This is a genomic window from Pseudomonas sp. AC229 (assembly GCF_979254655.1).
Map to the genome: position 1 here is coordinate 113,053 of NZ_CEEDHK010000001.1, position 14,432 is coordinate 127,484.

Below are 14,432 nucleotides of genomic sequence, written 5' to 3' on the forward strand. Positions count from 1 at the left end.
ATTCAAACGTTACGAACAAAGCCCAGACGCTACACTGCGGGACGGGGCTTGGAGCCAGTATTTTCAGCGAGGGCGGTGTGTTCAAGGATCTCAGTATCAAGGGCCGCGTGCTGCTGCTCACTCTACTTCCCACCAGTTTGTTGGCATTGGTGTTGGGCGGCTATTTCACTTGGATGCAATTGTCTGACCTACAGGCGCAGTTGCTCCAACGTGGACAAATGACCATCGAGCAGTTGGCGCCGATTGCCGCGCCGGCCTTGGCGCGCAGCGATGCGGCCCTGCTGGAGCGCATCGCTAACGAGGTGCTTGAGCAACCTGACGTGCGCTCGGTGCACTTCCTCGGCGAAGACCATTCGCGCCTGGCCAACGCCGGCCCGAGCATGCTCAACCCGATGCCCGAGGGCGATAACCGCGTGCTGCAGCTGCGCAGCGGCCATGACGCCACGCGCTTTCTGCTGCCGGTATTCGGCCGCCATCGCAGCTTGTCGGGCGACCCGGTGGCGGACGATCCGGACCGCTTGCTCGGCTGGGTCGAGCTGGAGCTTTCCCACCACGGCACCTTGCTGCGCGGCTACCGCAGTTTGTTCGCCAGCCTGCTGTTAATCATCACCGGCCTGGGCGTCACGGCGTTGCTGGCGGTGCAGATGAGCCGCTCGATCAACGACCCGCTTCGACGCATCAAACAAGGCGTTGCGCTATTAAAAGAAGGCCGCCTGGAAACGCGCCTGCCGCCGCTGGGCAGTCACGAGATGGACGAGCTGGCCTCGGGCATCAATCGCATGGCCGAAACCCTGCAGAACGCCCAGGAAGAACTGCAACACAGCATCGATCAGGCCACCGAAGACGTGCGCCAGAACCTGGAAACCATCGAAATCCAGAACATCGAACTCGATTTCGCGCGCAAAGAGGCGCTGGAAGCCAGCCGCATCAAATCCGAGTTTTTGGCCAACATGAGCCACGAGATTCGCACCCCGCTCAACGGCATTCTCGGCTTCACCAACCTGCTGCAAAAAAGCGAGCTGACGCCGCGCCAGCAAGACTATCTGGGCACCATCGAGAAGTCCGCCGACAGCCTGTTAGGCATCATCAACGAGATTCTCGACTTCTCGAAAATCGAGGCCGGCAAGCTGGTACTGGAGAACATCCCCTTTAACCTGCGCGACGTCCTGCAAGACGCCCTCACCATTTTGGCCCCAACCGCCCATGCCAAGGGGCTGGAGCTGGTCAGTCTGGTCTATCGCGACACGCCAATCGCTCTGATCGGCGACCCGCAGCGCCTCAAGCAAGTGCTCACCAATTTGGTGAGCAACGCCATCAAATTCACCCGCGACGGCACCATCGCCATCCGCGCCATGGTCGAGGAAGACAGCGGCGATCGGGCGCAGCTACGCATCAGCGTGCAGGACACCGGCATCGGCTTATCGGATGAAGACCTGCGCGCACTGTTCCAGGCATTCAGCCAGGCCGACAACTCGCTGTCGCGCCAAGCCGGCGGTACGGGTTTGGGCCTGGTGATCTCCAAACGGCTGATCGAACAGATGGGCGGCGAGATTGGCGTGGCCAGCACGCCCGGGGAAGGTTCGGAATTTTGGGTCAGCCTGACCTTACCCAAGGCGCGAGAAGATGCCGAAGATCAACCGCAAGCGCCGCTGCTGGGTCGCACCGTGGCCGTGGTTGAACAGCACTCGCTGGCGCGCCAAGCGTTGCAACATCAACTGGAAGATTGCGGCCTGGTGGTGGTGCACCATCAACACCTGGACAGTCTGCTCAGCGCCGTGAGCACGCAGCAGTACACCGAAAGCGCCATCACCCTGGCGGTGCTGGGCGTGACCACCCAAGACTTGCCGCCGGAGCAGTTGAGCCAGCGGGTATGGGATCTGGAGCGCATCGGTTGCAAGAGCCTGGTGCTCTGCCCCACCACCGAGCAGGCGCTGTATCACGAGTCGCTGCCCGACGCGCACAGCCAGCTCCAGGCCAAGCCGGCGTGCACGCGCAAAATGCAGCGCGCGCTGATCGAGCTGCTCGGCCCCCGCCATCAACCCACCGAGCCACCCGCGCCGGCCGCCACCAGCCGGCCGCCGAAGCTGCTGTGCGTGGACGACAACCCGGCCAACCTCAAGCTGGTGTACACCTTGCTCAGCGACATGGGCGCCGACGTCACCGCCGTGGACAGCGGTTACGCGGCGGTTGAGGTGGTCAAGCACAAGACCTTCGACCTGATCTTTATGGACGTGCAAATGCCGGGCATGGACGGGCGCCAGGCCACCGAAGAAATCCGCCATTGGGAGGCCGAGCAGGAAGCCGTGCCCACGCCCATCATCGCCCTCACCGCTCATGCCCTGGCCAATGAAAAACGTGCGCTGCTGCAGGGCGGCATGGACGACTACCTGACCAAACCCATTAGTGAGCGGCAATTGGCGCAGGTGGTGCTGAAGTGGACAGGCCTGGGTTTGCGCAACCAAGGCAGCGAGCGCTCAACGGAAACGACGCCGCTCCACGCCGCGCCCCAGCACAAGGTGCTCGATGAAGAGGAAGGCTTGCGCCTGGCCGCTGGCAAAGCTGACTTGGCGGCGGACATGCTGGCGATGCTGCTGGCCTCGCTGGAGGGCGACCGGGAAACCATTCGCCAGGCCCGTGACAGTGACGATCGCGGCGCGCTGATCGAACGCGTGCATCGCCTGCATGGCGCCACCCGTTACTGCGGCGTGCCGCAATTACGCGCCGTCTGCCAACGCACGGAGACGCTGCTTAAACAAGCTGACCCGGCGTACCGCGAGGCACTCGATGAACTGGACGCGGCAATGCTCCGCCTGGCGCAAACGGCACATGCGATCTGACTCACCTGCCCGCCGCAGCCCGGCAGCCGGCAAGGCCCGTGCTACCATGCTGCCCTTGTTTTTCTGACCGAATTGAACCCGCACCATGGCCGAACACGACTTTCGCTACAACCTGCTCAACCCTGAACACACCCTGATCGAATGCCGTGCCCTGGTGCCCGGCCGCTACCAGGTCACTGGCAACGGCGGCTCGGTAAAAAGCGGCGACGTGCTGCTGGTAACCCTCAAAGGCAGCCGCGACTTGAGCATGCGCCTGAACGTCGACAAGGTTCGCCACCTGATCAACCCCACCGGCCAGTGGGTCGCCGTTGCGCAGGGGCCGGTGTTCACCGAATTGTCTATCCTCAACTGGCACGTGAAATGCGACAGCTGCGACAAACAGCTGGACTTTGAATTTGCCGTGGATGCGGCGCTTGGCAAGAAGGCCCATGCGCCGGCTGCCGAAGCCAGAATCGCCGAACTGCACTGGCAAAACCGCGACGGACGCCACCTGTGCCCGGCGTGCCAAACCAAGGACCAGTCGCAATAAGGACCCGTCATGAAAGCACCCCTCGCCCTCGGCGCGCTCGCCCTCAGCCTGCTCGGCTGCGCCAGCAGCACCCCGCAACTGCAACAGGACAGCGCCTATCAAGTGGAATGGATCGGTGAGCGTCCGCTGATCGACAACAGCCACCTGACCCTAACCCTGGGCGCAGACGGCCGTGCCTTTGGCAGCGCCGGCTGCAACCATTGGTTCGCGGCATACAGCCTCAAGGGGCAACAGATCAGCTTCAGCCAGGCCGGCAGCACCCGAAAAATGTGCGCCCCGGCCTTGATGGAGCAGGAACAACGCTTCCTGGATGCATTGAGTGCTGTTGAGCGTTGGGATATTTCGGCGATCGACCAACTGCAGCTGTGGCCGGCGCAGGGGAAGCCCATTCGGTTGTGGGCGGCGGAGTATTGAGGGTTGGGGGGTTGAGATGATTGTTTTACCGTCACCGTGACCACCCATCTTCAGAATGACAGAGAGTACTGAACACCCACCGTCATCCTCGCGAAGGCGGCGGTCCGACGATTCAGGATCCAGTATGTTTAGGTAACGGTGCTCGACGGACCACTCTGGATCCCCGCGTTCGCGAGGATGACGGTGGGTTTTGTATAAGCGCCGTACGGCTTGAGCGCGAGGATGACCATCTGCTGGAACCTCCACCGTCATCCCCGCGAATGCGGCGGTCCGACGATTCGGGATCCAGTATGTTTCAAGTAACGGTGCTCGCCGGGCGACTCTGGATTCCGAATCGTCGGACCGCCGCCAGTGCGGGAATGACGGTGGGTTTTGTAAGTCGCCGTAGGGCCCAAACGTTTGGAAACCACTTGTTTGCCCACCCACCGTCATCCTCGCGAATGCGGGGATCCAGTATCTTTCAAGTAACGGTGCTCGCCTGGCGACTCTGGATCCCGAATCGTCCAAGTGACGAGCAAATCAGCAAGCGCCCTGCTCATCACTCACCACTCACCGCTCAAACAACTCCAACTGCTCACTCACCCGCCGCAAATCAATCAACCGCACCCCCACCCCAATCAACCGCACCGGCTTCCCCCCGCGTTCAAACGCACTGCTGAGCAACTTCCGGTAACTGTCCAAATCCCGCCCGGCACCGGCCTGTTCCAACGTCGTCTGGGTAAAGTCATGGAATTTCAATTTCACCAGCGGTTTGTCCGGCCGGTAGCTGTCGTCGAGGCGTTGCATGCGGCGGTCGAGCTCGTCCAGAAGCCCAGGCAAGCGTTCCAGGCAGGCTTCAAGATCGGGCAGGTCTTTGTCGTAAGTGGTCTCCACACTCATGGTCTGGCGGCGGTGGTCTACCTGCACCTGACGCTCATCGATGCCGCGCGCCAGGTTCCACAGGCGCTCGCCAAAGCTGCCGAATTCGCGCGCCAGCTCAACCTTGCTCCACTCGCGTAGCTGCGCGCAGGTTTCAATGCCAAGGCGCAGCATTTTGTCGGCCGTCACCTTGCCCACGCCGTGCAGTTTGCTCACCGGCAGCACCGCGACAAACCCCTCGACTTCGTCCGGGGTGATCACAAACAGGCCGTTAGGTTTGCGCCAATCGCTGGCGATTTTGGCCAGAAACTTGTTAGGCGCCACGCCGGCCGACACGGTGATGTGCACCTGCATGGAAACACGGCGGCGAATGTCTTGGGCAATACGCGTGGCACTGCCGGCGAAGTGCGGACAATCGGAGACATCCAGATAGGCCTCGTCCAGCGACAGCGGTTCGATGATGTCGGTGTACTCGCGGAAGATCCCCTGTATCTCGCGGGACGCTTCCTTATAAACGTCCATGCGCGGCCGCACGATCAGCAGGTCGGGGCACAGCTTGAGCGCATGGCGGGAGGACATCGCGGAGCGAACGCCGTATGCGCGGGCTTCGTAGTTGCAGGTGGCGATCACCCCACGACGATCGGCCGAGCCGCCCACGGCAATCGGCCTATTGGCCAGACGCGGGTCGTCGCGCATCTCGATGGCTGCGTAAAAACAGTCACAATCCACGTGGATAATCTTGCGCACGAAAAGTCCGGTAAGCCCCGCCTGGCATGGGCTGGGAAGGCGCAGTGTAGCATCGCGGCTGCGCTAAGCATCTGAACAAACAACAGTTTTTCAAGATTAAAGGTTGACAGAGAAGACTTCGACTGTAGAATGTGCGGCGCGGGATGGAGCAGTCTGGTAGCTCGTCGGGCTCATAACCCGAAGGTCGTCGGTTCAAATCCGGCTCCCGCAACCAGACAAACAAAGGGCCACTTATCACTAAGTGGCCCTTTTTTGTTGCCCGGCGTTTTTGTTGGCGCATAACTCTTTGATAAAAAAGAAATTAACGGTTGACACAAACGCCTCGAACTGTAGAATTGCCGGCGCGGGATGGAGCAGTCTGGTAGCTCGTCGGGCTCATAACCCGAAGGTCGTCGGTTCAAATCCGGCTCCCGCAACCAAACATTTAAAGGCCACTTGGAAACAAGTGGCCTTTTGTGTTTCTGGCGTTTGGTAAACCCTGCCATGTTCGCCTCACCATCATCAGGCGGCAGCTTTTTCTTCTATATAGAAGGAGGGTTGCCGAGCGCCATGAAGCCTGCAGACAGCTCCCCTTTGAAACAAGCGCCGATGGAACGTGCAAACCGGTTGCTCCGCGCCGCTACGCAGCTGATCATTGCCGGGCTCGTTCGCCATAGGGAGTCATGCATGCTTTATCCAGGACCGCACCGCGCTTCGCGCCCCACCTGCGCTTCCCCATTCTGTCTCGCTTGCCTATCGGCTACTCATTGCACTGTTGAGGTGCCGGATGCGCGCTAACCCTCCCGATGCGCAACACCCGCCAGCGTCCGACGTTCATCCGTCACGCTTGCAGTGGATGGAGCGCCTGAGCAGATACCGCCAGCCCCTCGGCCTGGCCGTTACGCTGCTGTTATTTACCATTGCGCTGATTGCCTGCCGCCATTTGGTCAACGACCTGGATCCCGATTCCCTGCGCGAGTCGGTGCTGCATGTTCCCACCAGCGCCTTGCTCGGCGCGCTGGCGGCCACCGCCGTGGGTTTTGTCATTCTGCTCGGCTACGAATGGTCCGCTAGCCGTTTCGCCAATGTGAACCTGCCGCTGCCTGCCCTGGCGTTTGGCGGTTTTAACGCCTTTGCCATTGGCAACGCGGTGGGCCTGTCGATGCTCTCCGGCGGCTCGGTGCGCTACCGCTTGTACGCGCGGAACGGCCTTGGCCCTGGCGAAGTCGCGCGCATGACGCTGTTCGCCAGCCTCTCGCTGGGCTGCGCCTTACCGGTGTTGGCGGCGCTGGCGACCCTCAGCGACCTGCCCGCCGCCGCCAGCGCCCTGCGCCTGCCCGCTAGCGTGTTGGCGGCGATTGCCGTAGCGATTCTGCTGGGCTGCGGCGCACTGCTGGTGGCGATCAAGCGCCGTCGCCTGCCTGAACAACCCTTCCCCCATAACGTGCTGATTCAGCTCGGGCGCCGCACCCTGCGCTTGCCGGGCTGGCGATTGGCGGCGTTGCAGCTAGTGATCACCGCACTGGACGTGGCCGCAGCCGCCACCGTGTTGTACCTGCTGTTGCCCGAGGCACCGCCCTTCGGCGCGTTCTTGCTTATTTACTTGTTGGCCCTGGCCGCCGGCGTACTCAGCCACGTTCCAGGCGGCGTCGGCGTGTTCGAGGCAGTGTTGCTGGCCGCCTTTGCCGACCAACTTGGCAGCGCGCCGCTGGCCGCCGCGCTGCTGCTGTATCGCTTGATTTATGTGGTGCTGCCGCTGTTGGTGGCGTGCCTGTTGTTGCTGTGCAACGAGGCCTACCGGCTGATCGTCAAGCATCAGGCCGTGCGCGTCGCCTCGGGCCTGGCCGCGCCGGTGTTGGCGTTGCTGGTGTTTATCTCCGGCATGGTGCTGCTATTTTCCGGCGCAACGCCGGCCATCGACTCACGCATCGAAGACCTCGGCTTTCTGATTCCCCACCGCCTGATCGACGCCTCGCACTTGGGCGCCAGCCTGATCGGCGTGCTCTGCCTGCTGCTCGCTCAAGGCTTGCGTCGACGCTTGTCGGCAGCCTGGGTGCTGACCATGGTGTTGTTGCTGGTCGGCGCCTTGCTGTCGCTGATGAAGGGCTTCGATTGGGAAGAAGCCAGCCTGCTGATTCTCACCGCCAGCCTGCTCGCCGTGTTCCGCCGGTCGTTCTATCGCCCGAGCCGCTTGTTGGAATTGCCGTTTTCCTCTGTCTACCTGGTGGCCGCCCTGTGCGTGCTCGGCGCCTCGATCTGGCTGATGTTCTTCGCCTACCAGGACGTGCCGTACAACCATGAGCTGTGGTGGCAGTTCGCGCTCGACGCCGGCGCCCCGCGTGCGCTGCGCTCGGCATTGGGCAGCGCCTTGCTGCTGGTGATCGTGGTGCTGACCTGGCTGCTGCGTACCGAGCCACCGGAAATTCGCCTGCCTGACGAAGCCGAATTGGACAATGCGGCCCGCATCCTTCGCGCCTCCGACCAACCCGATGGCGGCCTGGCCCTGACCGGCGATAAAGCGCTGCTGTTCCACAAAGACAACGACGCGTTCCTGATGTACGCCCGCCGTGGCCGCAGCATGATCGCTCTGTACGACCCCATCGGCCCGGCGCAACAGCGCGCTGAGTTGATCTGGCAATTCCGCGACCTATGCGATTTGCACCACGCGCGCCCCGTGTTCTACCAAGTGCGTGCCGAGAACCTGCCGTTCTACATGGACATCGGCCTGACCGCCCTGAAGCTCGGCGAAGAGGCGCGCGTCGATCTGCCAGCCTTTGATCTCGAAGCCAAAGGCAAAGAGATGAAAGACCTGCGCTACACCTGGAACCGTGGCGGGCGCGACGGCCTGTCTCTGGAAATTTTCGAAGCCGGTGCCGCGCCGATGGACGAACTTCAAGCCATTTCGGCGGCCTGGGTCGAAGGCAAAAATGTGCGCGAGAAAGGCTTCTCTCTCGGCCGCTTTACCGAGTCGTACCTCAAGCATTTCCGCATTGCAGTGATTCGCTTCGAAGGCCGCGCGGTGGCATTCGCCAACCTGCTGGAAACCCAGAGCACGGAACTGGCCAGCCTGGACCTGATGCGCGCGCACCCCGAGGCGCCGAAGCTGACTATGGAATTCCTGATGCTCGGCCTGATCCTGCATTACAAGCAGGCCGGCTACAGCCGCTTCAGCCTGGGCATGGTGCCGCTGTCGGGTCTGCAACCACGGCGCGGCGCACCGCTGACGCAACGCTTGGGCGCCATGGTGTTCCGCCGTGGCGAGCAGTTGTATAACTTCCAGGGCCTGCGCCGCTTCAAAGACAAATTTCAGCCCGACTGGGAGCCGCGCTACATGGCCGTACCGGCCGGCCTCGACCCGCTGGTGGCATTGGCCGACACCGCTGCGCTGATTGCCGGCGGTTTAACAGGATTGGTGAAACGCTGATGACTCGACGCTACTGGCGACCGCTGTTGGTCGCACTGCTGATAACCGCAGTGGCCGTTGCCGCGCTGCTGTACAAAAGCGGCGGCGGCGCGCCGACCGTGGAACATCTGCAACTGAGCGATGGCAGCGCGTTGTCGCGGGCAGTGCCAGCCAAAGCGGCCAAGGCGCAAGTGGCGATCGGCGTGCCGGCCGACATGCAGTTGACCGACGCACAACTGCTGGCGCTGAGCCGCGACAGCCAGGCGCAAGTGGTGCAGTTCACCCTTGAGGGTAGCGACTGCGCGGTGCAACAAACGCGTCTGGAAGAAAGCCTGGCCCAACTGGACGGCCCCGCGACGCTGGTGGCCGGCATCGGCCCGGGCGCCACCCTGGCGTGGAACTGGCTGGCCGGGCAGACCAGCGATCAGGCCAAAGCGTTGTCGGTGGATTTCTCCATCGAAAAACCCGTCTGCCAACAACCGCTGAAAGCGCCCCACGGCCGCTGGGTAGCCGCCTGGAACGACAACCCGGACGACCCGAGCGCCGCCTTCGCACGCGAGCAAAGCAACGGCGTCACCAGCATCAGCGACTACGACACCACACTGCCGCAAGTGCTCGACAAAGAGTTGCGCAACCTGCTGCAAGGTGAAAGCGATGCCATGCCGGTGGTGGAAGTGCCAGCCGTGGATAGCGACAAAGCCTCCGATACCGTCAGCCTGTTCTACTCGGGCGATGGCGGCTGGCGCGACCTGGACCGCGACGTGGCCGAAGAAATGGCCAAGCGCAATTACCCGGTCGTGGGCGTTGATGCCCTGCGCTACTACTGGCAGCACAAAAGCCCGGAACAAAGCGCCGCCGACCTGGCCAAGCTGATGAAGCTGTACCGGGAAAAATGGGGTGCGAAGAACTTCGTGCTGATCGGCTATTCATTCGGCGCCGACGTGCTGCCCGCCATCTACAACCGCCTGCCAGCCGCGCAGCAGCAACAAGTGCGGGCCATTCAACTGATCGCCCTGGCGCGCAGCGGCAGCTTTGAAATTGAAGTGCAAGGTTGGCTCGGAACGGCGGGCAAAGAAGCCGCCACCGGCCCGGAAGTGGCGAAGCTGCCGGCCGCGAAAGTGCTGTGCGTATATGGCAAAGACGAAGCGAATGAAAGTGGCTGCACCGAAAGCACCACCGTCGGTGAGCGACTGGAATTGCCCGGCGGCCACCATTTCGACGAGGACTACCCGGCCCTCGCCGCACGCCTGATCAAAGACATCGAAAAGCGCCCCGCGCCGTAATCTTCGGTTTTTTCGTTTTGCCGGCTTCACAGACAGACGCCGGCAAAATGCTAAGGTCTCCTTTCAGCCCGCCGCAGAGCGGGCTTTTTGTCGAAAAGGAAAAACCTGATGAGCTGGAAAAACACCGAAGCGCGCTACGGCACTGCGAATATCACCCTGCACTGGCTGATGGTCATTCTGTTGGCGGCGGTCTACGCCTGCATCGAACTGCGCGGGATCTTTCCCAAAGACAGCGTGGAACGCGACCTGATGAAGCAGTTTCACTTCATGCTCGGCCTGAGCGTGTTCCTGCTGGTGTGGCTGCGCTTGCTGCTGCGCCTGATCAGCCCAACCCCGCTGATCGCGCCCGCGCCGCCCACTTGGCAAATGCTGGCCGCCAAGCTCGTACACGCGGCGCTCTATCTGTTGATGATCGGGCTGCCCTTCGCGGGCTGGCTGATCCTCAGCGCTGCCGGCAAACCGGTGCCGTTCTTCGGGCTTGAGCTGCCACCGCTGGTGGACAAGAACCCGGACCTGGCCAAGCAGATCAAGGAGTGGCACGAGTTAGGCGGTTCGGTGGGGTATTGGCTGATTGGCCTGCACGCCGTGGCTGGGCTGGCGCATCACTACGTGATTCGCGATAACACGCTGCGGCGCATGTTGCCGAGCCGACGCTGACAATGGCGTGGGCTTCCCCCATCAGCCCAACCTACAAAACCGTAGGTTGGGCTGAGAAAGGAAGCCCAACGTCTTTTACACGAGGTTAAATCTCGACCTGCGTCCCCAGCTCGATCACTCGATTAAGCGGCAGGTTGAAGAAGCGCAAGTTGCCGTTGGCGTTCTTTAGCAGAAAGGCAAACAGCATTTCCCGCCACCGCGCCATGCCCACCAACTTGGTGGAAATAATGGTTTCGCGACTCAGGAAGTACGTGGTGCGCATCGGGCTGAAGTCCAGCCCTTCGAGGTGACACAGGCCCAGCGCGGCCGGCACGTCGGTTTCGTCCATAAACCCAAAGTGCAGCACCACGCGGTAGAAGCCTTCGCCGAAGGCGTCCACCTCAAAGCGGCGCTCGTTGGGTACGCGCGGCTCGTCTTCGTTCATCACCGTCAGCAGCACCACCGTTCCGTGCAGCACCTGGTTGTGCAGCAGGTTATGCAACAGCGCGTGCGGTACCGCGTCGGCGCGGGCGGTGAGGAACACGGCGGTGCCCTGCACGCGATGCGGCGGTTGCACGCGAATACTGCTGATAAACAGCGGCAGCGGAATGGCACTTTCGTCGAGGCGATCCACGAGCAATTGGCGACCGCGCTTCCAGGTGGTCATCAGAATAAACAATGCGCTACCGGCAACCACCGGGAAGGCGCCGCCTTGCAGCACCTTGGGCAGGTTGGCGGCGAAGAACAGGCTATCGACCAGAAAGAACGCCAGCAGCATCGGCACCGACACCCACGGCGACCAACGCCACAGCAGCAGCACCACCGCCGACACCAGCAGCGTGTCGATCAACATGGTGCCCGTCACCGCCACGCCATACGCAGCAGCCAAGGCGCTGGACGATTCGAAACCCAGCACCAGCAACACCACGCCCACCATCAGCGTCCAGTTCACCGCGCCAATGTAGATTTGGCCCTGCTCGTGGCTAGAGGTGTGCTGAATAAACATGCGCGGCACGTACCCCAATTGAATGGCTTGACGCGTCAGGGAGAAGGCCCCGGAAATCACCGCCTGGGAGGCAATGATGGTGGCGAAGGTCGACAGCAGAATCATCGGCAGCAGCGCCCAGCTCGGCGCCAGCAAGTAGAACGGGTTGCGCGCCGCTTCCGGGTTTTGCAGCAGCAAGGCGCCCTGCCCGAAATAGTTCAGCGCCAAGCCCGGCAGCACCAACACAAACCAGGCGCGGGCAATGGGCTTGCGGCCGAAGTGGCCCATGTCGGCATACAGCGCCTCGGCGCCCGTCAGCGACAGCACCACCGCACCGAGAATGGTGATGCCAATGCCAGGATGGGAAATAAAGAAGTTAACGGCCCAATACGGGTTCAGCGCATGCAGCACTTCGGGGCTTTGCATGATGCCGTAGATGCCCAGCACGCTCAGGGCACTGAACCAGGTGAGCATCACCGGGCCGAACAGAATGCCGATGCGCGCGGTGCCGTGCTTCTGGATCAGAAACAACGCCACCAGCACCACCAGCGACAACGGCACCACCCAATGGTCGATGCCGTCGAACGCCAACTCCAGACCTTCTACCGCTGAGAGCACCGAGATGGCCGGCGTGATCATGCTGTCGCCGTAGAACAGCGCCGCGCCGAACAGGCCGAGCAGCACCAGCACATTGCGCAGTTTCGGGTAGTCATTGGCCGCACGACGGGCCAATGCGGTCAGGGCCATGACGCCGCCCTCGCCCTGGTTGTCGGCGCGCAGCATAAAGAGCACGTACTTGAGCGACACCACCCAGAACAGCGACCAGAAAATCAGCGACAGAATGCCGAGCACGCCGTCATGGTTGGCCTGCACGCCGTAGTGCGGGCTGAACACTTCTTTAAGGGTGTACAGCGGGCTGGTACCGATATCGCCAAACACTACACCGACGGCGGCGACCATCAAGCTGACGGTCGAAGACTTACCGGGCGCGGACTGCGCTTTGGACATGCACTAAGCTCCTGAGTGAATCGTGTGCACCTGAAACTGGGCGGCTTTATACCTGAAACTCCGCGTCCAGAGCACCTGTTTACGCTGGCTGAGCCGGCAAACCCGAACAAACAAACGCAGCTTTTCTATAAATGAACGACCGTTGCCCCAAGCAATTCAAGCGCGTCTGCCCGCGCAGCGCCCGCCCAGAGCATAGCTGAGGCGTTACCTGCCGGATGGAGGCTGTTCAAGCGGGTGGCCTGCCGCTAGAATTGCGCACTTTTTGACCAGAGGCGCCCAAAAAAGCGCCCGTCCAAACGCCTGAGGTTAGTCATGTCCACCGTCGCCACGCCGAAAGTCGGCTTCGTATCCCTGGGTTGCCCCAAGGCACTCGTCGATTCCGAACGCATCCTCACCCAGTTGCGCATGGAAGGCTACGAAGTCGTGGCGACCTATCAGGACGCCGACGTGGTGGTGGTCAACACCTGCGGTTTCATCGACACCGCGAAAGCGGAATCGTTGGAAGTGATCGGCGAAGCCATCGCCGAAAACGGCAAGGTTATTGTCACCGGCTGCATGGGCGTGGAAGAAAGCGCCATCCGCAACGTGCACCCCAGCGTATTGGCCGTTACCGGTCCGCAGCAGTACGAACAAGTGGTCAACGCCGTGCACGACGCGGTGCCGCCCCGTAAAGACCACAACCCGCTTATCGACCTGGTGCCGCCGCAAGGCATCAAGCTCACCCCACGCCACTACGCCTACCTGAAGATTTCCGAAGGCTGCAACCACAGTTGCAGCTTCTGCATTATTCCGTCGATGCGCGGCAAGCTGGTCAGCCGTCCGGTGGGCGAGGTGCTTAGCGAGGCTGAGCGTCTGGTTAAAGCGGGGGTCAAAGAGCTGCTGGTGATTTCGCAAGACACCAGCGCCTATGGCGTTGACGTGAAATACAAAACCGATTTCTGGAACGGCCAGCCGGTGAAAACCCGCATGCTCGAGCTGTGCCAAGCACTCAGCACATTGGGCGTGTGGGTGCGTTTGCACTACGTGTACCCGTACCCGAACGTCGACGACGTGATTCCGCTGATGGCGGCGGGCAAAATCCTGCCGTACCTGGACATCCCCTTCCAGCACGCCAGCCCGAAAATCCTCAAAGCTATGAAGCGCCCGGCGTTTGAAGACCGCACCCTGGCCCGCATCAAAAGCTGGCGCGAGCAGTGCCCGGAACTGATTATTCGCTCCACCTTTATCGTCGGCTTCCCCGGCGAAACCGAAGAAGACTTCCAGTACCTGCTCAACTGGCTGACCGAAGCCCAGCTCGACCGCGTCGGCTGCTTCCAGTACTCGCCCGTTGAAGGCGCTCCGGCCAACTTGCTGGATGCGCAAGTCGTGCCGGACGACGTCAAGCAATCGCGCTGGGACCGCTTCATGGAACACCAGCAAGCCATCAGCGCCGCCCGCCTGCAGCTGAAAATCGGCAAAGAGATCGAAGTGCTGATTGACGAAGTGGACGAGCAAGGCGCCATCGGCCGCAGCTTCTTCGACGCCCCGGAAATTGACGGCCGCGTGTATGTCGACAGCGACCAGGACCTCAAGCCCGGCGACAAAGTGATGTGCCGCGTCACCGACGCCGACGAGTACGACCTCTGGGCCGAAACCCTGTAAACAAAAAGCCCCGCCGATGCGGGGCTTTTTTATGGCTGGCCTTCACGGTGCGTGCTGCCGCGCCTGCGTAAACTGTGCGGTCCGTATCGGCGACTGGGTGGGCGATGATCTT

General features: G+C 61.9%; 9 protein-coding genes and 2 tRNA genes. 9 read left to right on the forward strand and 2 right to left on the reverse strand.

What is annotated here, in order from left to right:
- Window positions 1-77: 77 nt before the first annotated feature.
- From AC0IW7_RS00445 to AC0IW7_RS00455, 3 genes are all read left to right on the forward strand, one after another.
- Window positions 78-2,837, forward strand: a complete 2,760-nt coding sequence (locus AC0IW7_RS00445) for a response regulator (protein ID WP_471815340.1) — start codon at window positions 78-80, stop codon at window positions 2,835-2,837.
- Between the two features lie 85 nt (window positions 2,838-2,922).
- A complete protein-coding gene (locus AC0IW7_RS00450) occupies window positions 2,923-3,366 on the forward strand; it encodes a hypothetical protein (RefSeq protein WP_471815341.1) in 444 nt (147 codons plus the stop codon).
- A gap of 9 nt (window positions 3,367-3,375) precedes the next feature.
- The gene (locus tag AC0IW7_RS00455) at window positions 3,376-3,780 is read left to right on the forward strand and encodes an META domain-containing protein (RefSeq protein WP_122494034.1); all 405 of its coding nucleotides are present in this window, start codon (window positions 3,376-3,378) and stop codon (window positions 3,778-3,780) included.
- A gap of 549 nt (window positions 3,781-4,329) precedes the next feature.
- On the opposite strand, the gene dinB is transcribed toward AC0IW7_RS00455, so the two are convergent.
- The gene (gene dinB, locus AC0IW7_RS00460) at window positions 4,330-5,385 is read right to left on the reverse strand and encodes a DNA polymerase IV (RefSeq protein ID WP_122494035.1); all 1,056 of its coding nucleotides are present in this window, start codon (window positions 5,383-5,385) and stop codon (window positions 4,330-4,332) included.
- Between the two features lie 137 nt (window positions 5,386-5,522).
- On the opposite strand from dinB, the gene AC0IW7_RS00465 reads away from it, so the two are divergent.
- The 5 genes from AC0IW7_RS00465 (at window position 5,523) to AC0IW7_RS00485 (ending at window position 10,707) form a co-directional block, all read left to right on the forward strand.
- Window positions 5,523-5,599 (forward strand) — tRNA-Met (locus AC0IW7_RS00465).
- A 128-nt stretch (window positions 5,600-5,727) separates the two neighbouring features.
- Window positions 5,728-5,804, forward strand: a tRNA-Met gene (locus AC0IW7_RS00470).
- Between the two features lie 347 nt (window positions 5,805-6,151).
- Window positions 6,152-8,788 (forward strand): bifunctional lysylphosphatidylglycerol flippase/synthetase MprF, encoded by a 2,637-nt coding sequence (gene mprF / locus AC0IW7_RS00475; RefSeq protein ID WP_471815342.1) that lies wholly within the window; start codon window positions 6,152-6,154, stop codon window positions 8,786-8,788.
- Window positions 8,788-10,050 carry a virulence factor family protein gene (locus AC0IW7_RS00480; protein WP_471815343.1) on the forward strand — a complete coding sequence of 421 codons (1,263 nt, stop codon included), beginning with the start codon at window positions 8,788-8,790 and terminating at the stop codon, window positions 10,048-10,050. The genes mprF and AC0IW7_RS00480 overlap by 1 nt, the downstream gene beginning before the upstream one ends.
- Window positions 10,051-10,158: 108 nt before the next feature.
- Window positions 10,159-10,707 carry a cytochrome b gene (locus AC0IW7_RS00485; protein ID WP_463383593.1) on the forward strand — a complete coding sequence of 183 codons (549 nt, stop codon included), beginning with the start codon at window positions 10,159-10,161 and terminating at the stop codon, window positions 10,705-10,707.
- 85 nt (window positions 10,708-10,792) lie between these two features.
- Here AC0IW7_RS00485 and AC0IW7_RS00490 read toward each other — a convergent pair whose 3' ends face one another.
- On the reverse strand, window positions 10,793-12,679 hold the full coding sequence (locus AC0IW7_RS00490) for a potassium transporter Kup (RefSeq protein ID WP_463550351.1): 1,887 nt from the start codon (window positions 12,677-12,679) through the stop codon (window positions 10,793-10,795).
- A 312-nt stretch (window positions 12,680-12,991) separates the two neighbouring features.
- Between AC0IW7_RS00490 and rimO the strand changes: the two genes are divergently transcribed.
- Window positions 12,992-14,320 (forward strand): 30S ribosomal protein S12 methylthiotransferase RimO, encoded by a 1,329-nt coding sequence (gene rimO, locus AC0IW7_RS00495; RefSeq protein ID WP_122494040.1) that lies wholly within the window; start codon window positions 12,992-12,994, stop codon window positions 14,318-14,320.
- Window positions 14,321-14,432: the final 112 nt, after the last annotated feature.